A 24,847-nucleotide genomic window follows, 5' to 3' on the forward strand; every position below is an offset into this window, starting at 1 on the left:
AACCGAAACGATCTTCACCGCATCGTTTCTCCCATTGCAACCCCTTGCCGCATTCGCCATCTTTTCACACGATCACGGAAAACCATGGCGCCACCGGCCTTCCAATGGATCACGCCCCCGTTACGACCGGTTGCGCAGCGGCTCGATAATCGCTTTTTGCACAAGCAAATGGAAAAACGACAAGACGATCGACGCAAGCAGCGCGGTGCCAAAGCCGCCGATTTGGAACGCATCCCCCATCAGCGCGGCGGTCATCATGAGCGTGATGGCGTTAATGACAAACAAAAACAAACCGAGCGTCAACACCGTCACCGGCAGCGTCAACAAGATGAGCACAGGGCGGACGACGGCGTTGAGCACCGCCAAAATGACGCTCGCCAAAAACGCCGCGCCGATGCCGCTGAAGTGAATATCATCAAAATAGCCGTCAATCGCCATGAGCAGCACCGTATTGATCAACACACCGATCAGCCAATTAAGCATCCCATCACCATCTTTATTCGAGTCTCGCGCCCGCCGGCCAATGCCTTTTTACAGGCTTCATGCGGCGCTGTTCGCTGCTCGCGCGGCATCGCTGGCAAACGGACGCTTTCTCTTATTTTAACACTTGAATCCCTTTTACGACATTCCAAACGATGACAACGAGGTTCACCGCTCCAGCAACAAGGAATCCAAGCCAGACGAGCCCGCCGCCAAAAAGAAACGATTCCCCACTCCAATGGCCAAACAACACCGGCGACGCGGCCAACGCAATGAACAAGAGGATCGTAACGGCCGGAATCAAATGCGACACGAGCGACCGCTTCGCATGGCGTTTGACTTCAAGATCTTCGACAACAAAATAGACGACAATCGGCAAAATGAACGGCGCAAAAAAGACGCTGAAATAACAAAGCGCGGATAACACTTTGTTCGTCGACAATCGGCAATCCCCTTTCCAAGTTTCCTTTACCTGTATATACGACGGCCGCTAGGAAAAGTTTCCTGCCGACGGCAAAAAAAGGCGGCGGCCGCCGGTGTCCCAAGCGGCGGACAAAGCCGCAAAGGCCTTTACGCCTTCACCGCTTCATATTGCGCCTGCATGCGCGCCCGGTCGCGCTCGAGAATCGGTTTTAAGTAGCGGCCGGTGTGCGACTCCTCCACCTCGGCCACCTCTTCCGGCGTGCCGACAGCGACGATTTGTCCGCCGCGGTCGCCGCCTTCCGGACCTAAGTCAATGATATAGTCCGCGGTTTTGATGACGTCCAAGTTATGTTCAATGACAAGCACGGTATCGCCGTTGTCGACGAGCCGGTGGAGCACATCAAGCAGCCGGGCGATGTCATCGACATGAAGCCCGGTCGTCGGCTCGTCCAAAATGTAGAGCGTCCGGCCGTTGGAGCGGCGGTGAAGCTCAGCGGCGAGCTTGACACGCTGCGCCTCGCCGCCCGAGAGCGTCGTCGCCGGCTGGCCGAGCTTCATATAACCGAGCCCGACGTCATAGAGCGTCTCGAGCTTGCGTTTGATTTTCGGGATCGAGGCGAAAAAGTCGAGCGCATCTTCGACCGTCATGTCGAGCACCTCGGCGATGTTTTTTCCTTTATACGTCACCTCGAGCGTCTCGCGGTTGTACCGTTTGCCGTGGCACACTTCGCACGGGACGTACACGTCCGGCAAAAAGTGCATCTCAATTTTGATGATGCCATCGCCATGGCACGCCTCGCAGCGCCCGCCTTTGACATTGAAGCTGAACCGCCCTTTTTTGTAGCCGCGCACTTTCGCTTCGTTCGTCGAGGCAAACACGTCGCGGATGTCGTCAAACACCCCGGTGTACGTCGCCGGGTTCGAGCGTGGCGTGCGGCCGATCGGCGACTGGTCGATGTCAATGACTTTATCGAGATGCTCCAGCCCGCGGATGCCGCGATGTTCGCCCGGTTTCGCCTTCGCCCGGTGCAGCTTTTGCGCCAGCGCCTTATACAACACTTCGTTCACGAGCGTGCTTTTGCCCGAGCCCGACACCCCGGTGACAGCGACAAACGTGCCGAGCGGGATTTTCACCGATACGTTTTTCAAGTTATGCTCGCGCGCGCCGACGACCTCAAGCCAACGTCCGTCCGGACGGCGACGCTCGGCCGGAATCGGGATGAATTTTTTCCCCGATAAATACTGGCCGGTGAGCGAGTTCGGGTCGTTCATCACTTCTTCCGGCGTGCCGGCGGCGACGACCTCGCCGCCGTGGATGCCCGCCCCCGGACCAATGTCAATCAAATAGTCCGCGGCCAGCATGGTATCCTCGTCGTGCTCCACCACAATGAGCGTATTGCCGAGGTCGCGCATGCTTTTCAACGTCGCGATCAGCCGGTCGTTGTCGCGCTGATGAAGCCCGATCGACGGCTCGTCGAGCACGTACAGCACCCCCGTCAGCCGCGAGCCGATTTGCGTCGCCAAGCGGATGCGCTGCGCCTCGCCGCCGGAGAGCGTTCCTGCCGAGCGGCTGAGCGTCAAATAGTCGAGGCCGACGTTTTGCAAAAAGCCGAGCCGGTCGCGAATTTCACGCAAAATAAGGCGGGCGATTTGCGCTTCTTTTTCGGTCAGCTCGAGCCCGTCAAAAAAGGCGAGCGCCTCGGTCACCGACATGGCGGTGACCTCGCCGATATGCTTGCCGCCGACAAGGACGGCCAGGCTTTCTTTTTTCAGCCGGTAGCCTTGGCATGTCGGACATGGTTGTTCCGCCATATACTTTTCCATCTGCTCGCGGATGTAGTCCGAGCTCGTCTCGCGATAGCGGCGTTCGACGTTCGGAATGACGCCTTCAAATGCGATGTATTGTTCGCGCACTTGTCCGAAATCATTCGTATAGCGGAAATAAATCGGCTCTCCGCCGCTGCCGTACAAAATTTTATCGAGCTGCTCTTTCGGCAAATCTCTGACCGGCACGTCCATCGGGATGCCGTAATGGCGGCACACGGCTTCGAGCAGCTGCGGGTAATATTGCGAGCTTTGCGGCTCCCACGGAGCGATGGCGTGTTCTTTTAACGTCAGCTCATCGTTCGGGATGACCAAATCGAGATCCACTTCGAGCTTCGCCCCGAGCCCGTCGCAGTCCGGGCAGGCGCCGAATGGACTGTTGAACGAAAACAGACGCGGTTCAAGCTCCCCGATCGAAAAGCCGCAGTACGGACAAGCGTGCTTTTCGCTGAACAAGAGCTCCCCCTCGCCGATCACGTCAACGACCACTTTGCCGTCGGCGAGCTTCAGCGCCGTCTCAAGCGAATCGGCAAGCCTGGCGGCGATGCCGTCTTTGATGATGATGCGGTCGACGACGACATCAATCGAATGTTTTTTGTTTTTTTCCAGCTCAATGTCCTCCGTCAACTCGCGCATCTCGCCGTCAATGCGGACGCGCACATACCCTTGTTTGCGAATATCCTCCAATGTCTTGGCGTGCGTCCCTTTTTTTCCCGAGACGATCGGCGCCAAAATTTGCATTTTCGTCCGCTCCGGGTAAGCGAGCAGCCGGTCGACCATTTGCTCGATCGTCTGCGATTGGATTTCAATGCCGTGCGTCGGGCAAATGGGGCGGCCGATGCGGGCGAATAGAAGCCGCAAGTAATCGTAAATTTCTGTCACCGTGCCGACGGTTGAGCGCGGGTTGCGGCTCGTCGTTTTTTGATCGATCGAAATGGCCGGCGACAAGCCTTCAATCGCATCGACGTCCGGTTTTTCCATCTGCCCTAAAAACTGGCGGGCATACGCCGACAGCGATTCGACGTAGCGCCGCTGGCCTTCCGCGTAAATCGTATCAAACGCCAGCGACGACTTCCCCGACCCGGACAGCCCGGTCAAGACGACGAGCTTGCCGCGCGGGATTTCGACGTCAATGTTTTTCAAGTTGTGGGCGCGCGCCCCTTTGACGATAATTTTATCCATTCCGTTCACCCGGCCATCACCCTTCCGCTTTCAATTCGAAAATGATATCGCGCAGCTGGGCGGCCCGCTCGAAGTCGAGCGCTTTGGCCGCCTCTTTCATTTCCGCTTCGAGCTTTCGAATCAGCTCTTCCCGCTCTTGTTTCGTCATCGCTGCCGCCGGCTTTGCCTCGTACATCTCCGTCTCTTCCGCCGCATACGTCGCGCGGATGACGTCGCGAATCTCCTTTTTCACCGTGCGCGGCACGATGCCGTGCTTTCGGTTGTACTCTTCTTGAATCGCGCGGCGCCGCTTCGTCTCTTGAATGGCGATTTCCATCGATTTCGTCACTGTATCGGCGTACATGATCACATGGCCGTTCGCGTTGCGCGCCGCCCGGCCGATCGTCTGGATGAGCGAGCGCTCCGAGCGCAAAAACCCTTCTTTGTCGGCGTCCAAAATGGCGACAAGCGACACTTCCGGAATGTCCAATCCTTCCCGCAGCAAGTTGATGCCGACCAGTACATCGTATTTGCCGAGCCGCAAATCGCGGATGATTTCAATGCGCTCGAGCGTCTTAATTTCCGAATGCAAATACGCCACCTTGATCCCCGCTTCTTTCAAATAATCGGTCAAATCCTCCGCCATCTTTTTCGTCAGCGTCGTCACCAACGTCCGCTCGTTCCGCTCGACGCGCTCATGAATTTCGCCGATCAAATCGTCGATTTGCCCTTTCGTCGGGCGGACGTCGATCGTTGGGTCGAGAAGCCCGGTCGGGCGGATGATTTGTTCGACAACGCCCGGGCTGTGTTCAAGCTCGTACGGCCCTGGCGTCGCCGAGACGTAAATAATTTGATTGATTTTTTGCTCGAACTCTTCAAACGTGAGCGGCCGGTTGTCAAGCGCCGACGGCAGACGGAAGCCGTGGTCGACAAGCACTTGCTTGCGCGCCCGGTCACCGTTGTACATGCCGCGCAGCTGCGGCAAGGTGACGTGCGACTCATCAACGATGATCAAAAAATCGTCCGGAAAATAGTCAAGCAAGGTGTACGGCGTCGAGCCCGGCGGCCGCAGCGCCAAATGGCGCGAGTAGTTTTCGATGCCTGAACAAAAGCCCATCTCGCGCATCATTTCAAGGTCATAGCGCGTCCGCTGCTCAAGCCGCTGCGCCTCCAAAAGCTTCCCTTGCGCGCGCAGTTCGGCAAGCCGCTCCTCAAGCTCTTGTTCGATGTTTTGAATGGCGAGCCGCATTTTCTCCTCGCGCGTCACGAAGTGCGACGCCGGAAAAATGGCGACGTGCTCCCGCTCGCCGAGCACCTCGCCGGTTAAGGCGTCCACCTCGCGGATGCGCTCGATTTCATCGCCGAAAAATTCGACGCGAATGCAATGTTCATCGCGCGACGCGGGGAAAATTTCGACGACATCGCCGCGGACGCGGAACGTGCCGCGGCGAAAATCGATGTCATTGCGGTCGTATTGGATGTCAACGAGCCGCCGCAGCAACGCGTTGCGCTCGATTTCCATCCCAACGCGCAGCGAGACGACGAGCTCTCGATATTCTTCCGGCGACCCTAAACCGTAAATGCATGAGACGCTGGCCACGATGATGACATCCCGGCGCTCAAACAAGGCTGATGTCGCCGAGTGCCGCAATTTGTCGATTTCATCGTTGATTTTCGCATCTTTTTCAATGTACGTATCCGTCTGCGGCACGTACGCTTCCGGCTGATAATAATCGTAATAGCTGACAAAATATTCGACGGCGTTGTGTGGGAAAAACTCTTTCAGCTCGCTGTACAATTGGCCAGCGAGCGTTTTGTTGTGGGCGATGACAAGCGTCGGTTTGTTGACTTGGGCGATCACGTTCGAGATCGTAAACGTTTTGCCCGTCCCCGTCGCCCCAAGCAGCGTTTGATGCTTCACCCCGCGGCGCAGGCCGTCAACGAGCTTGGCGATCGCCTGCGGCTGATCGCCTTGCGGTTCGTATGGCGACACTAATTGAAAACGGCCCTCCACCGTTTCGCCTCCTCCTTCGTACCATCTTTCCCCATTGTATCACATCGTGATGATCCATGCATCAAAAATGCGAACTCATATTCGCACCATTCTGCACAGCATTTTCCATTCCCCTAACGCGAAAAAGCGGACCCATTCATGCCCAAGGTCCGCGTCTTCGCTCCGTTCCGTTTCGACAATCCGAGGTTCAGCCGACGATGCCTTTTTCCAAAAACAGACGGTTGAACCGACAACGCCGCTTCATTTTTGCTTCAGATGGTCGAGCATGCGGCCGGCCCAAAGAAAGCCGGCGATCGTCGATGCAATGTCAGCGACGATTTCATGCAGCTCATCCGTATAGCCTTTCAAGTAGGAAGCGACAAGCAGCGCCGTCGTCAACAGCACAGCAATGTACCGATTGTACGTCACCCGCGCAAACAACAGCACCAATAAGCACGGAATGATGAGTGCCGCCAAAAACCACATGATCCATTCTCCTTTACGAAACAGCTTCAGACGCTGATGCGTTCCGATCACGGACGAACAGCAGCCCGAGTTCATGATGCTCATCCTCATAGAGCGCCCCTTGGACGAAACGGACTTCGCCGTTATGTCCGACGACATCCAACTTGCAGAACGCGCGGTTGCGTTGGAGCGCCTCGTAAAACTCGGTTTCGGTCCGCACCGGGGCGCCGTTTGTTTTGATGATGACTTCTCCGATCGAAAGCCCCATTTTTTCCGCTTTCGAGCCAGGAAGCACGCCGACAATCACTAAGCCGTGCGGATGGCGGGCAAAGCGGGGCGGACGGGCGCGGTCGGCGCGATGCCCGGAAAACGCGATCCATTCGCGGCCGATGATGGCCATAGCCCCCGCCGCCACCGCCAGCGGTGGATACCATATACCGGAAGCAGCCAATAGGGCGACAACGAACGCCAGCCGAACAACAAGCCGCCCCTCCGCGCGCGCCGCTTCCGCCGGCAGCATGTGCTGGCGGCGCTGGGAAAAGCCGAGAAGAAACGGCACGAGCCAAAATGAATAGCCGTCTCCCGTCGAAACGAGCGGCCACCAGGAAGCCGGAGGCAGCGCGCCGCCTGATACGGGCAGCACAACCGGCACAAACCAAAGACGCTGCGTCCATTGCAGGCCGACCGTCATCCCCCGCTTGCTTTTCGCAAGCTGCGGCGAGGCCGCCTCGTTTCGCGTGCGAATGATGAGCCATCCTTCCGAAAACAAAAGCAACGCAAGCCACACCGCCAAAGCCGGCGCCGCCGTCATGCCATCGGGAAGCCAGCGGGACAACGCGCCGCTTCGCTCCGCCAAACCGAACACGAGAAGCGCGCCGCCAACTGGATAAGCAGGCGACAACAACCGCGCTTCCATCGCCAAGCTAAAGAGCACCGTCAGCACCGTCACCGTCCAAACCGCTTCCTGCGGCACCGCGATCCCGATGCCGACGGCCGCCGCCGACAACATCGCTCCAGCCATCCATCCCTTCGTCCAAAGCCCGCGCCACTCTTGCCATAGGCTGTAGACGCGCACATGAAAATCGCGGCGCTCCCGCTTCACCCGCCGCCAACCGACGGCCAAAGCGAGCGCGGCGCCATAATAAAGAAGCGGCTGCCGCCAAACCGACGCGACGCCCTCAAGCCATTCCAGCCACCATGTTGCCATCCGCTTCACCCCTTGCGTCGTTCATCATTCTTTATCTTCTATTCTACCAAATGGCATGACCAATTCCCATGCCCACAGCCATCTTTTTTCGCCAATGGCGAATCTTCGCTGTTTTCCACTTTCTTTGCCGAATCAACACTAGTTTTGTCGGCTGGGAAGGATTTTCAAAGATGCAGAGGAAAAAGGATAAACAAGACGAAACAAGGAGGAGTGAAACGATGGAATTGAAAACGTCCGACGTCGCTGCTCGCCTTGGTGTATCGCCGAAAACGATCCAGCGCTGGGTGCGCAAATACGACATTCCGTTGCGGAGAAACGAGGCCGGCCACTACTTGTTTGATGAAAAAACGGTCGCCTTGCTCGAACGTGTCAAATTTGAACAAGGCGCCGCCATGGAAGCGCCGCCAGAAGCAACACCCGAAGCACCGCCGGCCTCTAGCCGTTCTTCCACAACGCCGCCAAACGTTCCCATTCACGCTCTGTTCCAAGAATATATCGAACCGGAAATGGACCGCGTCTCCTCGCGTTTGGATGAACTCGAGCAACAATTGGAACAAAAAGCGGATGATGTCGTCTCCATTCAACTGTTGCACCACCGTCAAGAAATGGAGGAAATCGCCGCCCGCCTCGCCGTGCTGGAGCAAACGGTCGCCCGTCTTGAACAGCAGTTGAACACCCGGCCCCCATCCCCGCATGAACCGCCGAAAGAAGCGAAACGAAAACGGCGCGGCTTTAGGCGCGTGATGGGGCTGTTTGCCTGACGGGTTTCATGCAGGTTGGACCGAAAAGATCGTCGCCCTTTCAAGAAAAGATGATCGATCATTTTGTGAAGGTGTTTCACGCGTATATGATGGTGGTCATAAACGGTGCACCATTGGGCGTTGGGACACTTTCTTTTTTTATGGCTGTTCATCCTAAAGTTGTCCTGGACGGTTTCCAATTATGTCTTACTCACGCGCATAAAGAAAAATCAGTCCATCCATGTTTGAGCTATATAGCGGATCCAAAAACGCCTTGCTTGTCAAGTACGTGTTGTGGTGATAAGCCTTTTTGTTTTTCTTCTTCACTACTTCTTTACGATTTTTTTATTCTCTTTTAATCGCAGCGGTTTATAATGGATCATGTTGTGCAATCTTCCCGTATGGGAAAGGAGGGCGCGCGAGATGGAACAAAGAGAACGAAAAGCGGTTGCCATCGCGTTCATCGTATTGGCTCTCTACCTTTCTCCGCTGTACATGTTAAGCGAACACGCCCATATTCGCGTGCACGACAATATGGATTCGAACATCGCCTGGTATCGCGTGCTCGTTCGCAGCGGCCAACTATTTGGCCCAATCGATGCCGTCATCCCGCAAGTGATCAACGGGTTGCCGCGCAACGCCTTCGGCACAGAATTCAGCGGCATCGTGTGGCTGCACGCTTTGTTTCCCTCCATGGTGGCGTACGCGCTCAGCCAGACGATCACGAGGGTATTCGCCTTTTTGGGTATGTATTGGCTGCTCAGGCGCCACTTTTTGCCTTCACCGGAATCATGGCTCATTCGCGTCGGGGCGGCGCTTGCTTTTGCGCTGACACCGTTTTGGCCGTCCGGCATGTTAAGCACGCTCGGCATGCCGCTGGCGCTTTGGGCGTTTCTGTCGATCCGCAACGGAGAAGCGACATGGAAAGAATGGCTTGCGATCATCTTGCTTCCGTTTTACGCCAGCTTTGTGCTCGGATTTTTCTTTTTCCTCGCCGCGATGGCGGCGGTGTGGCTGTTTGACGGCGTTGTCCGCAAGCAGTGGAACAAGCGGTTTTTCGCCGCGATCGCCCTGATGACAAGCTTGTTTTTGGCCATCGAGTACCGCCTCGTGTACTCGCTTGTCTTCAGCGGCGAACCGACGAGCCGGAACGAGTTCCTCTCCTCGCGGCTCAGCTTCGTCCACTGCCTTCGGTTGACGTTGAAAAACTATGTGCTCGGCCATACGCATGTGATGACCGTCCATGGGCCGATCATCTTGCCGGTGCTTTGGGCGGCGTTTTTTCTCGTTTTGCGCCGCCGTCAGCGCGGGCCATTGGAGCGGCGCTTCCTTTTGCTGTTTTGGTTGAACATCGCCTTATCGGCTTGGTATGCGTTTTGGTTTTACAAAGGGTGGCAGCCGCTGAAAGAACGGATTTCACTTTTGAATACGTTCAATTTCGCCCGCTTCCATTTTTTGCGGCCGATGGTCATTTACGTCGATTTTGCCTTGGCCTTGCAAATCTTAGCCAAGGAACGGACCGCATGGCGGCGCCTCGTGCCGATCGCCTTGGCGCTGCAGCTGCTTTTGCTTGGCGGGTTTAACGAGGAAATCCGCTATCGCCTCGCTGGCACGCCGTCGTTCGAGCAGTTTTATTCTGAACATTTATTTACCAAAATCAAGCAATACATCGGCAAGCCGGTATCGTCCTACCGCGTCGCCAGCGTTGGGCTTCACCCGGCCATCGCTCAATACAACGGGTTTTATACGCTCGATACGTACAACAATTTTTACCCGTTATCGTATAAGCGGAAGTTTCGCCGCATCATTGCCAAAGAATTGGACAAAAGCCCAGTGCTGAAAGACTATTTCGACCATTGGGGCAACCGCGTCTATTTGTTCTCGGCAGAGCTCGGAAAACATTATATGTTCACGAAACGATCGCATAAAGTCATCCATCATTTCGAGATCAACACAAAGGCATTCAAACAGCTTGGCGGCAAGTACATTTTTTCCTCCGTCCCGATCGAAAACGCCCGCGACATCCATCTCCGCTTCTTGCGGGCGTTCACCGATCGACAGTCAGTCTGGAAAATTTATGTATACGAAGTGGAGTGAAAGGGAGGCAAGAAACATGGTGGACAAACCATTGTTAGCCATCGTCGTCCCATGCTACAACGAAGAAGAAGTGTTGCCGGAAACGGCCCGGCGGCTGACCGCTTTGCTTGAGCAGCTGCTCGAAGAAGGAGCGGTCGCCATCGGCAGCCATATCGTGTTTGTCGACGACGGCAGCCGCGACCGGACATGGGCGCTCATTGAAGAAGAAAGCGAGCGCAACCCGTTTGTCTCCGGTGTGAAACTCGCTCGCAACGTCGGCCATCAGCGGGCGCTGCTCGCTGGGCTCGAAACCGTTCGGGCATACGCCGATTGTGCCGTGTCCATTGACGCCGATTTGCAAGATGATGTGGAGGCAATCCGCGAATTTGTGCAAAAATACCGCGAAGGGTATGACATCGTGTATGGCGTGCGGCGGAGCCGAAAGACAGACACGTGGTTCAAGCGTACGACCGCCCAAGCCTTTTATCGGTTCATGAGGGCCATCGGAATCGAGCTGATTTACAACCACGCCGATTTCCGTCTGATGAGCAAGCGGGCGCTCGATGAACTGAGCCGTTACACGGAAGTCAATCTCTTTTTGCGCGGGTTGGTTCCGCTCGTCGGCTTCCGCTCGACGTGCGTCTTTTACGACCGGCATGAGCGGTGGGCTGGACAGTCGAAATACCCACTCAAAAAGATGCTCGCCTTCGCCTTTGACGGCATCACGTCCTTAAGCGTCGCACCGATTCGCGCCATTACGCTCATCGGTTTTTTGGCCTTTCTCGCGAGCGGTGCGGCCGGGCTGTACGCCCTCATCAGCAAACTTCTCGGGCACGCCGAATCAGGCTGGACGTCGCTCATGATTTCCGTTTGGTTCATCGGCGGGCTGGTGCTCATGAGCCTCGGCCTCATCGGGGAATACATCGGCAAAATTTATCAAGAGGTGAAACGGCGGCCGCGGTTTGCGGTCGAAAAAACCGTGCAGCTGCCGCTTCCATCAGAAAGGGAGAAAACACCAGCCCGCCTGTAGGAAGGCATAGGTGATCCAAAACCGAAAAGGTCGGACGGATCAATCGGATCCGCTTGAACATCTCCTGCTTTCACTTGCGGCCTGGCAGCAGCCTCCTTCGATTCGATATAGATGCAACGAAGAAGTTTAACATATCCTTGACGGAAAAGTGGTTTGTCCATTTTCGACTGTCGAAGGCAAGCCTGTGGCTTGGAAGACCGAACAACGACTCGCTTCACAGACCCATTCATGGGTCTGGAAGCGGCGTTGTTCGGTCACTCGACAGTCGGATGCAATCACTGGTAAAAACGAAAAATGGTAAAGTTTTAAATTGCATCTATAGAGATGATAAAAAGAAAGGGTGTCCCAGAAGGATCGGGACACCCTTTCTGATTACCATATATAGCATCAATCGCCCTCGGCTCGCTTACGACGGAAACAACACGCCAAGCGCTTTTTTCAGCTGCACATCATGGTTCGGATCGCGGACGGCTTCCATGATTTTCGTTTGCAGCACATCCGCCGTCGTCTCATCGATTCGTCCCGTAACCGGCAGCTGATTCGCTTTTTGGAACGCTTGAACGGCTTGTTCGGTTTCTTTGCTGAAGTAGCCGTCCGTGCGGCCCGGGTTGAAGCCAAGCCCTTTGAGCATTTTTTGCGCATTGGCGATTTGCTCGTCGTTCATGTCATACCGAAGCGGTTTTTCCACATGAAGCGGAGCGACGTGGAAATAATCCGGCTGCGCCACCGCGACATCCGGCTTGATCCCTTTTTTATGGATCCAATGCCCGTCCGGCGTCAGCCATTTGTACAGCGTCAATTTGATGTTGCTGCCGTCGCCCATCGGGATCGCCTGCTGCACCGTCCCTTTGCCGAACGTTGCCTCGCCGACCAGCTTGTAGCCGCCCGCTTCCTTCATCGCTCCCGCCAAAATTTCCGACGCGGATGCGCTTCCTTTGTCGATGAGCACAACGATCGGGTATGGCTTTTTCGCCGTTAAATCGGAATAAAACTTTTGCCGATCGCCATCGCGTTCTTCAATTTGCACATATGGTTTGCCTTTCGGGATGAGCTGTTTCAAAATTTCCTCAACGCTTTGCAAATAGCCGCCCGGATTGCCGCGCACATCGATGATCAAGCCATCAATATGTTCGGCCTCAAGCTTCGCCAATTTCTTTTTAAAATCGGCGGCCGTGTTTTCCGAAAACGACGTAATTTGCAAATAGCCCGCCTTTTTGCCGTTGTATGTTTTGATCGAGTCATACACCGTCTGAATCGGAATTTCGTCGCGGACGACTTTGACTTTCATCACGTTTTTGACGCCGGGGCGCAAAATGTCAAGCTCCACCGTTGTTCCTTTCTTGCCGCGGATTTTCAATACCGCTTCATATAAATCAAGCCCTTCCAGGCTTTCTCCGTTGACGCGCAAAATTTGATCGTTCGGCTTCAGACCCGCTTTTTCCGCCGGCGAGTTTTTGATCGGAGCAACGATCGTCACCTTGCCATCGATCATGCTCACTTCGGCGCCGATCCCCTCAAACGACGAGTCGAGCGACTCGTTGAACTGCTCCGTCGTTTCCGCATCCATGTAGACGGAATACGGGTCATGGAGCGTGTTGATCATACCTTGAATGGCGCCTTCCGTCAGTTTTTCTTCATCCACTTTCTCCACGTACCGATTCTTAATGAGCTCATACGCTTGCCGGATTTTTTTCATCTCTTCGCTGTCGTTCGTCGACTTGGACGGCTCATTCGAAACAATCGTCGAAAGCGAGCCTTCCATCGGGCGGTCCGCCAACTGAAGGCCAGCGTACGTCCCTCCCGCCCCAATGAGCATCGATATGGCCATCAATGCGGCCGTCGTCGATTTTTTCACGTTGCTTCCTCCTCACCCTATGCTTGACCTTCCCCACCGCTTGCTGCGGTGCGAGAAGGGGGCTTTCTCCTCGCTCCTCCGTCAGTGAAGCAAATGAACATCCCTTCCGCCCCAACGCTGACGGCTTTTGCAAAACACGAAAAGGAAAAGCACCGCCTCACGCCGTGCCATGCCTTTATCTTCATCATATGTTGGGCTTGTACCGAGTATGCTAGTGCGTTGCCCATCCTTTACTAGTTTACACGCTCCTTGTTGATTTCTCAACTCATACAGAGCGGAAAAAGAGGCACCCCTCGCCCTTGGCGGCGAACGATGCCTCTTTTTGATTCGTCTTCTTGGCACGATCTAGAATGGAAGCCAAACCAATGAGCCGGACAAAAACGAAACGCTTTCACCCCTCTTTTGGCAAGTCGATGAGCATCAACCGCGATCCTTCGTTCGTCGCCAGGCGAAGCGCCGGTGTGTCCGTAATGCGGGCCGCGTCGCGCCGCTCGAGATGGGCCTCGCCGTTTAACGTCAAATCCCCCTCAATGACAAAGACAAAGATGTTCCGTCCTTCCGGCTGGGTAAACGTCAGCTCATGCCCGGCTTCCAAATCGGAAAGATAAATCGTCAAATCTTGATGAATGTGAGCAATCCCCGGGGAAGACGGGTGTTTCGTGACAATCGGCAGCAAGGCGTTTTTCATCTTGTCGACCGGAAACTCGGTCCGCTCGTACGACGGCGGCAATCCGTATTGTTCCGGCAAAAACCAAAGTTGCAAAAAGTTCACCTCTTCCGTCGCCGACGGGTTCACTTCCGAATGGACGATGCCGGTGCCGGCCGACATCCGCTGCACGCCGCCGAACGTTGTCACCGCCTTATGTCCGGTGCTGTCTTCATGTTGCAAATAGCCTTTCAGCACGATCGACACAATTTCCATCTCCCGGTGCGGATGGGCGCCAAACCCCGCAAGCGGCGCGACGAAATCGTCGTTTAACACCCTCAGCGGCCCGAATTGAATGTTGTCCGGGTCGTAATACTCGCCAAACGAAAAACTATGATATGTTTTCAGCCACCCGTAATCAGCATAATATCGGGACGACGCCCGGTCGATGCGGATCATCTTTTCCACTCCTTCATTGCAAGAAATGATGGGCCATCAAGCGCTTGCTGTTCCGAATCCGCAAGCGCCATAACCACCACCGCCTACGCTATTGATTCCCGTTTTTTTCTTGTCTCATCCTCGTTAGGCGCAACCATTTCTCTTCATTCAATAAATCTTGAATTCGAGATAATTATATAAAACTTCCGTTCGCCTGTCAACCTAAAAACAGGCGAAAAATGTCCCCCGGCTCGTAATGGGCATTTTGGACCGCTTGTCTCGCCATGTCAACGTCCGTGTCCTCAGGCAACGCGAATACCGCTTCACCGCGCTGGAAGCTGACATCCATCAGCTTGGCCCCAATCGCCCCCAGCGCTCTGGCGACATGTTGTTCACAGCCGGTGCATGTCATGCCTCGGACGGTCATTCGGTATGTTTTCATGGTAAAAATCACTCCTATCCAGAAATGTCTCTTTCTTAATTTGTTCAGATCCTCGCTCATGAAACCTATATCACTCATCCTCCTTTCGACAACGGGAAGATTTCCATTGTTGTGTACCATTATAAACAGTGTACTAAGGTACAGAGTCAAGGGGGGATGTGGTGCGGCCAAACCATTTCCTTGATGTCCAATCAATCAAAAAATACGCAACTTGTCCGCCTCATAGACAGACAAGTTGCGTATAGCAGAATTTAGAAAGCGATGTAATTACGCGGATCGACCGCATTCGTTTTTCCTGGGTTCCAGCCGCCGCGGTGCAGTTCAAAATGAAGGTGCGGACCGGTCGAATTCCCGGTATTGCCCATATAGCCGATCACTTGCCCTTTGCGGACGTGCTGCCCTTCGCCAACAAGACGCGCTTCCAAATGGGCGTACACGGTCGTATAGGTTTGCCCATTAATCACATGACTGATGAAAATGACGTTGCCATAGCTGCTAGAATAATAGGACCGGAACACGATGCCATCTGCGGCCGCCACAACGGGAACGACAGCAGCCCGCTTGCCGATGTCGACCCCGGGATGGAAGTCCGTGCCGCCAAACCGGTAGCCAAAGCCCGAGGTGATCGGACCGTTGGCTGGACGGGTGAAGGCCCCGCTCGACACAGGCGGTGTGCTGCCGCCGGATGGCGTTTCCCCTGACGATGCTTCACCACTGTCAGACCAAGTGTACGTACGCGCCCGTTGTTTCGCTGCTTCTTCCGCCCGTTTTTGCCGCTCAAGTTCGGCAAGCTGTTGTTTCACTGCCGCTTCTTGTTTGGCGATCAGCTCTTTTTCCTCTTCGAGCGCCATCTTATGATCATGCTCTTCTTCCTCTCTTTGCTTCAAATCGGCCATCAGGCGATTTTTTTGCTCCAGCTGGCCCGCGAGTTTCGATTGCAGCTGCTTCAATTCTTGCAAATCCGCTTGCAACTTGTTCCGCTTCTCCGTCAATTCGGCTTCCTTTTTCTCTTTTAACGCTTTATCGGCTTCCTGCTCGCGGATGATTTGTTGGTCCGCTTCCATGATCGTCGTCACGGCGCTCATCCGGTCAATGAAGTCGCTGAAGCTTTGCGCGCCAAGCAATACTTGCAAGTAGCTGATCGTCCCGCCGCTTTCCTGCAAGGAACGGAGCCGCTCTTTCAAAATTTCATTTCGCTTTTCAATGCGTTCTTGAATTTCGGCAATTTCTTGTTTTAATTCGTCAATGGCTTGCTCCGTTTGGTCAATGTCGACGCTGACGTTGCGGATTTTGCCGCTCGTTTCCTCAATGGCCATGTTCAGCTTTTCCATATCGTTGGCGACTTGTTTTTGCTGCGATTGAAGGGCTTCGATGTTTTTTTGCGCCTCGCTGATTTGTTCCTGCACCTCTGACCGCTTCGAACGAAGCGCGTCGATCTCCCCTCGCTTTTGTTCGATATCACGAGTGCTGACGGCATCCGCCGCCGGCGGCAGAACGCCAAGACCGAGCGCCGCGGCGACGGCGAGCGCCATCATATTTTTCTTCTTCATCGCTTTCCCCTCTCCCTATGTATGATTCTTTTTTACACTTTCAAAAACTTGCGCACGGACATGACGCTTCCCCAAATGCCGATGCCCGCGCCAATCGCCAGCAGCAGTGCGCTCAACTGCCACATAAACGGCGAAAACGGAAGAAGTTCAAAAAACGGCAAGGAAACCCACTGTTCATACACCTGATACACGTTGTAGTACACGATCGAAAGCGCCGCGATCGGGAAGAGAGCGCCGAGCATTCCAAGCCATAGCCCTTCCAAAAAGAACGGCCAGCGGATAAACCCGTTCGTCGCGCCCACGAGCCGCATGATTTCAATCTCGCGGCGGCGGGCGAAAATCGTAATTTTGATCGTGTTGGAAATGAGAAACATCGCCGTAAACAACAATCCGAGAATGAGCACGAGCCCGACGTTGCGCGCCACTTTCAGTGCGTCAAACAGCTTCTCGACCGTCCCTTGGCCATAATTGACTTTATGGACGAACGGCAATGTTTCGATTTGTTTGGCGATTTTCACTGTATCTTGCGGATGGGCCGCTTTCACGACGTATACATCGCTTAGTGGGTTGTCCTGTTCAAATAAGCGGAACGACGAGCCTTCCTCCCCCATGCTTTTGATCAGCCGCTTCAGCTCTTCGTCCTTTGATGAATAGCGCACTTCCTTCACGTTTGGAATGGCTTCAATTTGCCGGCGCAAAGCGTTTTTTTGCTGGTTGTCGGCCGTCAGCTCGATATGGACGCGAATTTCGACATCGTTTTCGACTTTTTGGGCAAAATGGTTGATGTTGAACATGACGACAAAAAAGACGCCGACAAGCAAAAGCGTCACCGTAACGGCGCTCGCGGAGGCAAACGTCATCCAACCGTTGCGGCCAAGGCTTTTGATGCTTTCCCGGACGTGGCGCTTAAACGTATGAAGCGTCATAGCCGTATTCCCCCTTCGCCTCGTCGCGGACGATTTTCCCGTTTTCGATGGCGATGACGCGCCGCCGGGTCGCGTTGACGATCTCTTTGTTGTGAGTCGCCATCACAATCGTCGTTCCCCGGTCGTTGATTTTTTCAAACAGCTCCACAATGCCCCATGAGGTTTCCGGGTCCAAGTTTCCTGTCGGTTCGTCGGCAATCACGATTTTCGGGGAGTTGACGATTGAGCGGGCGATCGAGACGCGCTGTTGTTCGCCACCGGACAATTCGTTCGGATAAGAGCGGATTTTATGTTTGAGGCCGACTAAGTCGAGTACTTCCATCACTTTTTTGCGGATCACTTTCGGCGATTCTTCAATGACTTCCAAGGCAAAGGCCACGTTTTCGTAAACGTTGAGCTTCGGAAGCAACTTGAAATCTTGGAACACAACACCGATATGGCGGCGCAAAAGAGGAACTTTGCTGTCTTTCAGCTTGGCAAGGTTGACGCCGTTGACCATAATGGTCCCGCTCGTCGGCTTTTCCTCGCGGTACATCATTTTAATAAACGTCGACTTCCCAGCTCCGCTGGGCCCAACGACGTAGACGAATTCTCCTTGCTTGATGCGAACGTTGATGCCGTTTAACGCCACAACGCCGTTTGGATACGTTTTGTATACATCTTGCATTTCAATCATCATAATCACCTAATTTTCGACTATATAGATGCAATTTGAGGCCTTCATATTTACGGCTTGGATCATTTGATCGACTGTCGAGCGGCCGAACAACGCCCCTTTCAGACCCATGCATGGGTCTGTGAAGCGAGTGGTTGTCCGCCCCCGCCACGCCTTAGCGTGACGGAGGCAAGCCACAGGCTTGCCCTCGACAGTCGAAAATGGATAAACATCTTTTCCGTCAAGCATATTTCACTTGCTGCCATTTCTCGAGCTGTTTCGAATGAATCTTGCAAAATTCCGCAAGGATTATTATAACACGATTTTCTATTGTCGAATTTTACATTTATATTTCAAATGGGGAACAATGGAGAAACTAGGACAAAAGATGCAAAAACAGAAAACACCGCCCCGTTCTTAAGCGAACAAGGCGGTGCACCTTCCTTGAATGAAGCGATCTTTTCCTTTCAAAGAGTCAGAAACATCCGTCCATTATTTTTTCGCAGCCAGCCATTCCGCCACTTTGTCGGCGTCTTCCCCTTTAATGATTCCTGCCGGCATCGTGCCGCGGCCGTTGGCGATAATGTTTTTAATTTCATCTTTGGAATACTTGCTTCCAACCTTTTGCAAGTTCGGGCCGACCCCGCCCGACAGGTCTTGTCCATGACAGGACGCACAGTTTTGTTTAAAAATTTGCTCGGCGGACGCGGCGGTATCCCCTCCACCATTGTTGCCGTTGTTGTTCCCAGCGTTATCCCCGCCACCTCCGCATGCCGCGAGCGCGAGCGAAACGCCAAGGAACATCGCAGCCAACTTCCATTTCATGGCGAACTCCCCCTCAAACGAAAAATTCCGTTCCCCATTTATTATAACCGATTTCTTCCCCTGTTACGTACGTTGAAATCCCTCGCCGAGCACCTCAGCAGCGTTCGCAACGATGACAAACGCTGTCGGATCAATGGTTCGGACGATTTGTTTCAATTTCGTGAACTCCGATTGGGCGACGACGCACATCAACACCGGCCGCTCATGTTCCGTGTAGCCGCCATACGCCGGCAAGCGCGTCACTCCGCGGTCGATTTCGTGTAAAATGGCGCGGCGCACTTTTTCCTCTTCTTTTGTAATAATCAGAGCGATTTTCGAATACCCAAGCCCGACTTGGACGAGATCGATCGTTTTGCTTGTCACATACAACGCGATCAAGGCATAGAGCGCCCGTTCGATATCAAACACAAACGCCGCGGTCAACACGATCAAGCCATCGATGAAAATCACGCACATCCCAAGCGACAGCCCGGTATATTTATGGATGATTTGCGCCGCCAAATCAGTGCCGCCGGTCGACGCCCGGCCGCGAAACACCATGCCAAGGCCGAGCCCAACGCCGATGCCGCCAAAAATCGCGCCAAGAAGCGGATTTGTCGTCGCCGGCTCCATCTCTTTCGTCAAATAGACGACAAGCGGCAAAAACACCGTCCCCACGAACGTTTTCACGCCAAACTGCCGGCCCAAAAGCACAACACCAGCGATAAAGAGCGGAATGTTGAGCGCCCATTGGACGTAGGCAGGCTCAATGCCAAACAACGCGTGCATAATCGTGCTGATGCCGCTAACTCCGCCCGAAGCGATCCGGTTCGGCAGCAAAAACACGTTAAACGCCACAGCGACGATCGCCGCGCCGATCAGAACATACGCATACTCCAAAGCCGCCTCCACCGCCGGAGGCATGGTCTTCTCTCTTCGCTCCCGCATGCTTCCCCACCTTCCTCTGTGAGTATAGCATGCCCGTTTTGGCAAGTAAATGACAGCCGATTAACGCGATAATGGTCTGCTATGCTAAAGGAAAAAAGGACGATCCGATGATCGCCCTAGCCAAAAAATACAAGCCTCAATACACATCCCCGCGGTTGCCGATCGCCTCAATATAGATGATTCGTTCTTCATGATCGATGCGAAACAAAACACGATATGTTCCGACCCGCAGCCGATATAATCCATCCTGCCCCTTCAACTTTTTAATATCCCCCTGCGGCGGGATCGCAAGCAGACCTTGCAGCCCGAAAGCGAATCGTTCTTGAACATCTTTGTCTTGACGAGCGATGAATTTGACTGCAGCCTTACGGTAAATCAACTTGTAGCCCGAATTCACGCTTGGCTTCTCCCCCGGTGATATATCCTTCATCGCTTTGCAGCTGCTGGCGCTCTTCTTCCGTCAACGCTTCTTCTTCATCTGTTTCGTCAATCCGCTCCCATACCATTCGTTCCTTTCTGGACCGATCAAGCAAGTACATCAAAAAATCGTACGCTGTTTGATGATCCGTTTCATCCAACCGGTCAATCAGTTCGTAAAGCAATTGTTTGCGCACAGCCAAAGCCATCGCCCTCCTTTTTCCTTATCATTACCTTCAGCGTATCACGAAAGCATAGATGCGTCAAAAGGCCAAAACACGATTTTGAAGCGAAAAAAAGGACGATCCGATGATCGCCCTTTACTTCAACTTCGCACGCAAATACGCGTCAATAAACACATCAATTTCCCCATCCATCACCGCTTGCACATTGCCGACCTCGACGTTCGTCCGATGGTCTTTGACAAGCGAATACGGATGGAAGACGTACGAACGAATTTGGTTGCCCCAGCCGATTTCTTTTTGCTCGCCGCGCAGCTCAGCGAGTTCGGCTTGTTGCTCCTCGAGTTTCTTTTGGTACAATTTCGCCTTCAACATATTCATCGCTTTTTCGCGGTTTTTGATTTGCGACCGCTCCGATTGGCACGTGACGACAATCCCGGTCGGCAAGTGGGTGATGCGCACGGCCGAGTCGGTCGTGTTGACGTGCTGCCCGCCCGCGCCGCTTGAGCGGTACGTGTCGATTTTCAGCTCTTCCGGCCGGATCTCAATTTCAATGTTATCATCCAATTCCGGCACAACCTCGCACGACACGAACGACGTATGGCGGCGGCCTGAGGCGTCAAACGGCGAGATGCGAACCAGCCGATGCACCCCTTTTTCCGCTTTTAAGTAGCCGTAGGCGTTGTGCCCTTTAATGAGCAGCGTGACGCTTTTAATCCCGGCTTCCTCGCCCGGGAGGTAATCGAGCGTCTCGACTTTAAACCCTTTTTTCTCCGCCCAGCGCGTGTACATGCGCAACAGCATCGACGCCCAGTCTTGCGATTCCGTGCCGCCCGCGCCCGGGTGGAGCTCCAAAATGGCGTTGTTTTGGTCGTACGGCTCGTTGAGCAGCAGCTGCAGCTCGAACTCGCTGAAGTCTTTCATCAGCTTTTTCGCTTCCTCGACGAGCTCAGCTTGGAGCTCGTCATCCGGCTCTTCCTTGAGCAATTCGTACGTCACTTCCAAGTTGTCAAACCGTTCTTCAAGCGAGGAAAATTCCTCGACGAGATCTTTGAGCGCATTCACTTCGGAAATGACCGCCTGCGCCGCCTTTTGATCATCCCAAAAGTTGGGCGCCGCCATTTGCTCTTCTAATTCGCGAATGCGCGCCTGCTTCGCTTCGAGGTCAAAGAGACCCCCTGATTTCCGCTAATCGCTTAGCCATTTTCTCAAGCTCTTGCTTGATTTCCACCAAATCGATCATGTTGTCCTCACCTCATCATCAATATAGTATGCCAACGATGAATGTCTGCCATTCAAAAGGGAGGCCGAGCCTCCCTTTATTATTTATAAACGGTTATACCACTCTTCCGCAACAATGTTTATATTTTTTCCCGCTCCCGCACGGGCACGGATCGTTTCGGCCGACGCGCACCGCCTTGCGGACCGGTTTTCTCTTCGGTTCTTCGCCGTCTTCTTTCGGGTGAACCGCTTCGCCTTTGGCCACCTCTTGGCGCTCAAGGTTATGGTGAATTTCCGCCTTCATAATATAGGTGGCGACTTCCTCTTCAATCGCCGCAATCATCTCCTCAAACATGGCGTAGCCTTCCATCTGATATTCGCGCAGCGGGTCGACTTGCCCGTAGGCGCGCAAATGGATGCCTTGGCGAAGCTGCTCCATCGCGTCGATATGGTTCATCCATTTCATATCGACAGCGCGCAAGACGACGACGCGTTCAAACTCGCGCATCTGTTCAGGCGGGATTTGCGCTTCTTTCTCATCATAGCGCGCCTTCACTTTCGCCCAAATGAGCTCGATCATCTCTTCGGGCTCTTTGCCGCGCAAGTCAGCTTCCGTTACATCCCCTTCCGGAAGCAGATGGGCGTTGAGATACTCAACGAGCCCTTTCAAATTCCATTCTTCGGGAACCTCTTCTTTCGGCGTATGAGCGTTGACGACGCGCTCGATCACCGATTGGATCATCTTTTCGATAATGCCGCGCAAGTTGTCGGAATCGAGCACTTCATAGCGCTGGCGGTAAATGATTTCCCGCTGTTCGCGCAGGACATCGTCATATTGAAGCAGCTGTTTGCGGGCGTCGAAGTTGTTGCCTTCGACCCGCTTTTGCGCCGACTCGACCGCTTTCGTCACCATTTTGCTTTGGATCGGCTGCGAGTCGTCCATTCCAAGGCGGTCCATCATCGCCATTAAGCTTTCCGAGCCGAAACGGCGCATCAATTCATCTTCAAGCGACAAGTAAAACTGCGACACCCCAGGATCGCCTTGACGCCCGGAACGGCCGCGCAGCTGGTTGTCGATCCGCCGGCTTTCGTGACGCTCCGTGCCGATGACCGCGAGCCCGCCAAGCTCCTTGACCCCTTCGCCAAGCTTAATGTCCGTCCCGCGCCCGGCCATGTTCGTCGCAATCGTCACCGCGCCTTTTTGCCCGGCTTGAGCGATGATTTCCGCCTCTTTCGCATGGTTTTTCGCGTTTAAGACGTTGTGCGGGATGCCGCGTTTTTTCAGCATCTCCGACAACATCTCGGACGTTTCGATCGCCACCGTGCCGACAAGCACGGGCTGCCCTTTTGCATGGCGGGCGGCGATGTCCTCGACCACGGCGCGGAATTTCCCTTCCATCGTCCGATAAATCAAATCCGGACGGTCTTCTCGGATGACCGGGCGGTTCGTCGGAATGACGACGACGCGCATGTTGTAAATGTTGCGGAACTCTTCCTCTTCCGTCTTCGCCGTCCCCGTCATCCCCGCCAATTTTTCGTACATGCGGAAATAGTTTTGGAACGTGATCGTGGCTAAGGTCATCGACTCGTTTTGAATCTCGAGCCCCTCTTTCGCCTCAATGGCTTGATGAAGCCCATCGCTGTAGCGGCGGCCGTGCATCAAGCGCCCGGTGAACGGGTCGACGATGATCACTTTTCCGTCTTGCACGACATAGTCGACATCGCGCTGCATCGTCACGTGCGCCCTTAGCGCCAGCTGAATATGATGGTTGAGCGTGACGTGTTTCAAATCGAACAAGTTGTCGATGCCAAACGCGCGCTCCGCTTTGTTGATTCCTTCTTCCGTCAGCTGGACGCTTTTCGTTTTTTCATCGTATGTGTAATCAACATCTTTGCGCAACGTGCGGACAAACGCATTCGCCTGCACATACAGCTTGGTCGACTTCTGCGCCGTGCCGGAAATGATGAGCGGCGTCCGCGCTTCATCGATCAAAATCGAGTCAACCTCGTCGATGATCGCATAATAGAGCGGCCGCTGCACAATGTGCTCTTTATAGAGCACCATGTTGTCGCGCAAATAGTCAAAGCCAAACTCGTTGTTCGTCCCGTACGTAATGTCGGCGTTGTACGCCGCCTGCTTCTCCTCGCGCGACATGCCGCTTAAGTTCAAGCCGACGGTCATGCCTAAAAACTCATACAATTTGCCCATTTCCGTCGCATCGCGCGTCGCCAAGTATTCGTTGACTGTCACGACATGCACGCCGCGCCCCGTCAAGGCATTCAAATAGACGGGCATCGTCGCCGTCAACGTTTTCCCTTCCCCAGTTTTCATCTCGGCGATGTCGCCTTCATGCAAGACGACGCCGCCCATAATTTGCACTTTATATGGGTACAAGCCAAGGACGCGCTTCGCCCCTTCGCGCACAACGGCAAACGCCTCAACAAGCAAATCATCGAGCGATTCGCCTTGTTGGTAGCGGGCTTTGAATTCCTCGGTTTTTTGCCGCAGCTGTTCATCGGACAGTCGGGCCATCTCCGGACCGAGCGCATCCACTTGATCCGCAATTTTCTCGAGCCTTGCCAACTGACGCTTGTTCGGGTCAAATACTTTTTTTAAGACTCCAAGCATAGGAAACGCTCCTTATTTTTCATGGACTCACTTCTTCATCATATCATTTACAGGGATAGGTGACAACTGTTGCACAGGCTTAGAGAGGGGCATGTCCAAAAGAGGGAATCACGCCTTGGACTGAAGCTGCTCAATCGCCGCTTCCGCATGGTGAAGCCGCCGGTTCAGCGCATAAATTTCAAAACTTTTCTCCTCAACTTTTTCATGAATTTTGCGAAGCAATATTTGCACATCATCCACAAGCTGCGTTTCGACCCGATGAAGCGTCTCTTTCACTTCCTCCAATTCAGTTTCCACACCATTCAACCGCGTTTCCACGCCGTCCAATCGGGTCTCTACGCCGTCCAACCGCGTTTCCACGCCGTCCAACCGGGTCTCTACGCCATTCAACCGCGTTTCCACGCCGTCCAACCGGGTCTCCACGCCATTCAACCGCGTTTCCACGCCGTCCAACCGGGTCTCTACGCCGCCCAACCGCGTTTCCACACGGTCTAACCGCTCTTTCACCGCGCTCATTTCCTGTTCGAGGCCGACGAGGCGTCCGTTCATCTCCGTCAAACGGCCATCCATCTGCTCAAACCGTTGGCGAGTTTCTTCTTGGAACACCAAAAATCCTTTTTCCATGTTGTCCAACTTGGACAAAATTTGACGCAACAATTCCTCCATCGCTCTCCCCCATTTTGATTTTTCTCATGCATATTATAACATCCCCTGCCAAAAAAAGCAGGGGATGCG

General features: G+C 54.1%; 22 protein-coding genes. 3 read left to right on the forward strand and 19 right to left on the reverse strand.

Translation table 11 applies throughout. The features are described 5' to 3' along the window. Positions 1-120: 120 nt before the first annotated feature. The 6 genes from GHH_RS15585 to GHH_RS15610 form a co-directional block, all read right to left on the reverse strand. Complete coding sequence (locus tag GHH_RS15585; protein WP_015375803.1) at positions 121-483, reverse strand: phage holin family protein; 363 nt, start codon at positions 481-483, stop codon at positions 121-123. Positions 484-595: 112 nt separating this feature from the next. Continuing rightward, positions 596-922, reverse strand: a complete 327-nt coding sequence (locus GHH_RS15590; protein ID WP_015375804.1) for a DUF4870 domain-containing protein — start codon at positions 920-922, stop codon at positions 596-598. 128 nt (positions 923-1,050) lie between these two features. After that, positions 1,051-3,909, reverse strand: coding sequence for an excinuclease ABC subunit UvrA (gene uvrA / locus GHH_RS15595; protein ID WP_041470758.1), 2,859 nt, complete (start codon positions 3,907-3,909; stop codon positions 1,051-1,053). 16 nt (positions 3,910-3,925) lie between these two features. Beyond that, positions 3,926-5,902, reverse strand: coding sequence for an excinuclease ABC subunit UvrB (gene uvrB / locus GHH_RS15600; RefSeq protein ID WP_015375806.1), 1,977 nt, complete (start codon positions 5,900-5,902; stop codon positions 3,926-3,928). A 240-nt stretch (positions 5,903-6,142) separates the two neighbouring features. Continuing rightward, complete coding sequence (locus GHH_RS15605) at positions 6,143-6,367, reverse strand: CsbA family protein (RefSeq protein WP_013146398.1); 225 nt, start codon at positions 6,365-6,367, stop codon at positions 6,143-6,145. Between the two features lie 13 nt (positions 6,368-6,380). Further along, positions 6,381-7,553 carry a PDZ domain-containing protein gene (locus GHH_RS15610; RefSeq protein WP_015375807.1) on the reverse strand — a complete coding sequence of 391 codons (1,173 nt, stop codon included), beginning with the start codon at positions 7,551-7,553 and terminating at the stop codon, positions 6,381-6,383. Between the two features lie 218 nt (positions 7,554-7,771). Here GHH_RS15610 and GHH_RS15615 point away from each other — a divergent pair, with 218 nt between their 5' ends. From GHH_RS15615 to GHH_RS15625, 3 genes are all read left to right on the forward strand, one after another. Beyond that, positions 7,772-8,314, forward strand: coding sequence for a MerR family transcriptional regulator (locus GHH_RS15615; protein ID WP_015375808.1), 543 nt, complete (start codon positions 7,772-7,774; stop codon positions 8,312-8,314). 402 nt (positions 8,315-8,716) lie between these two features. Further along, a complete protein-coding gene (locus tag GHH_RS15620; protein ID WP_015375809.1) occupies positions 8,717-10,390 on the forward strand; it encodes a DUF6044 family protein in 1,674 nt (557 codons plus the stop codon). 16 nt (positions 10,391-10,406) lie between these two features. Beyond that, the gene (locus GHH_RS15625) at positions 10,407-11,399 is read left to right on the forward strand and encodes a glycosyltransferase family 2 protein (protein ID WP_015375810.1); all 993 of its coding nucleotides are present in this window, start codon (positions 10,407-10,409) and stop codon (positions 11,397-11,399) included. A gap of 406 nt (positions 11,400-11,805) precedes the next feature. On the opposite strand, the gene GHH_RS15630 is transcribed toward GHH_RS15625, so the two are convergent. The 13 genes from GHH_RS15630 to GHH_RS15695 all read right to left on the reverse strand — a co-directional run bounded on the left by GHH_RS15630 (position 11,806) and on the right by GHH_RS15695 (position 24,778). Further along, entirely contained in the window at positions 11,806-13,254 is a 1,449-nt protein-coding gene (locus GHH_RS15630) for a S41 family peptidase (protein ID WP_013146403.1), read from the reverse strand. Positions 13,255-13,645: 391 nt separating this feature from the next. Beyond that, positions 13,646-14,359, reverse strand: a complete 714-nt coding sequence (locus GHH_RS15640) for a pirin family protein (RefSeq protein WP_015375812.1) — start codon at positions 14,357-14,359, stop codon at positions 13,646-13,648. Positions 14,360-14,555: 196 nt separating this feature from the next. Further along, positions 14,556-14,780 carry a heavy-metal-associated domain-containing protein gene (locus GHH_RS15645; RefSeq protein ID WP_015375813.1) on the reverse strand — a complete coding sequence of 75 codons (225 nt, stop codon included), beginning with the start codon at positions 14,778-14,780 and terminating at the stop codon, positions 14,556-14,558. A 251-nt stretch (positions 14,781-15,031) separates the two neighbouring features. Next, positions 15,032-16,330, reverse strand: a complete 1,299-nt coding sequence (locus GHH_RS15650) for a murein hydrolase activator EnvC (protein ID WP_015375814.1) — start codon at positions 16,328-16,330, stop codon at positions 15,032-15,034. 32 nt (positions 16,331-16,362) lie between these two features. Beyond that, positions 16,363-17,256, reverse strand: coding sequence for a permease-like cell division protein FtsX (gene ftsX, locus GHH_RS15655; protein WP_015375815.1), 894 nt, complete (start codon positions 17,254-17,256; stop codon positions 16,363-16,365). Then, on the reverse strand, positions 17,237-17,932 hold the full coding sequence (gene ftsE / locus GHH_RS15660) for a cell division ATP-binding protein FtsE (RefSeq protein WP_011232571.1): 696 nt from the start codon (positions 17,930-17,932) through the stop codon (positions 17,237-17,239). Before ftsE ends, ftsX begins: the two co-directional genes overlap by 20 nt. Positions 17,933-18,403: 471 nt before the next feature. After that, entirely contained in the window at positions 18,404-18,736 is a 333-nt protein-coding gene (cccB, locus tag GHH_RS15665; RefSeq protein ID WP_015375816.1) for a cytochrome c551, read from the reverse strand. Positions 18,737-18,799: 63 nt separating this feature from the next. Next, on the reverse strand, positions 18,800-19,663 hold the full coding sequence (locus tag GHH_RS15670; protein ID WP_015375817.1) for a YitT family protein: 864 nt from the start codon (positions 19,661-19,663) through the stop codon (positions 18,800-18,802). Between the two features lie 136 nt (positions 19,664-19,799). Next, positions 19,800-20,060: a type II toxin-antitoxin system RelE/ParE family toxin gene (locus GHH_RS15675; protein WP_014196752.1), complete on the reverse strand. Its 261-nt coding sequence runs from the start codon at positions 20,058-20,060 to the stop codon at positions 19,800-19,802. Then, entirely contained in the window at positions 20,029-20,289 is a 261-nt protein-coding gene (locus tag GHH_RS15680) for a hypothetical protein (RefSeq protein ID WP_011232575.1), read from the reverse strand. The genes GHH_RS15675 and GHH_RS15680 overlap by 32 nt, the downstream gene beginning before the upstream one ends. A gap of 111 nt (positions 20,290-20,400) precedes the next feature. Continuing rightward, a protein-coding gene (prfB, locus tag GHH_RS15685; RefSeq protein WP_013146416.1) for a peptide chain release factor 2 occupies positions 20,401-21,505 on the reverse strand; the annotation gives its coding sequence in 2 pieces (ribosomal slippage) (positions 20,401-21,429 and positions 21,431-21,505; 1,104 coding nt in all). Between the two features lie 93 nt (positions 21,506-21,598). Continuing rightward, on the reverse strand, positions 21,599-24,112 hold the full coding sequence (gene secA / locus GHH_RS15690; protein WP_013146417.1) for a preprotein translocase subunit SecA: 2,514 nt from the start codon (positions 24,110-24,112) through the stop codon (positions 21,599-21,601). 108 nt (positions 24,113-24,220) lie between these two features. Further along, entirely contained in the window at positions 24,221-24,778 is a 558-nt protein-coding gene (locus GHH_RS15695) for a hypothetical protein (protein ID WP_041470595.1), read from the reverse strand. Positions 24,779-24,847 lie beyond the last annotated feature (69 nt).

The organism is Geobacillus sp. GHH01, assembly GCF_000336445.1.
Classification (GTDB): domain Bacteria; phylum Bacillota; class Bacilli; order Bacillales; family Anoxybacillaceae; genus Geobacillus; species Geobacillus zalihae.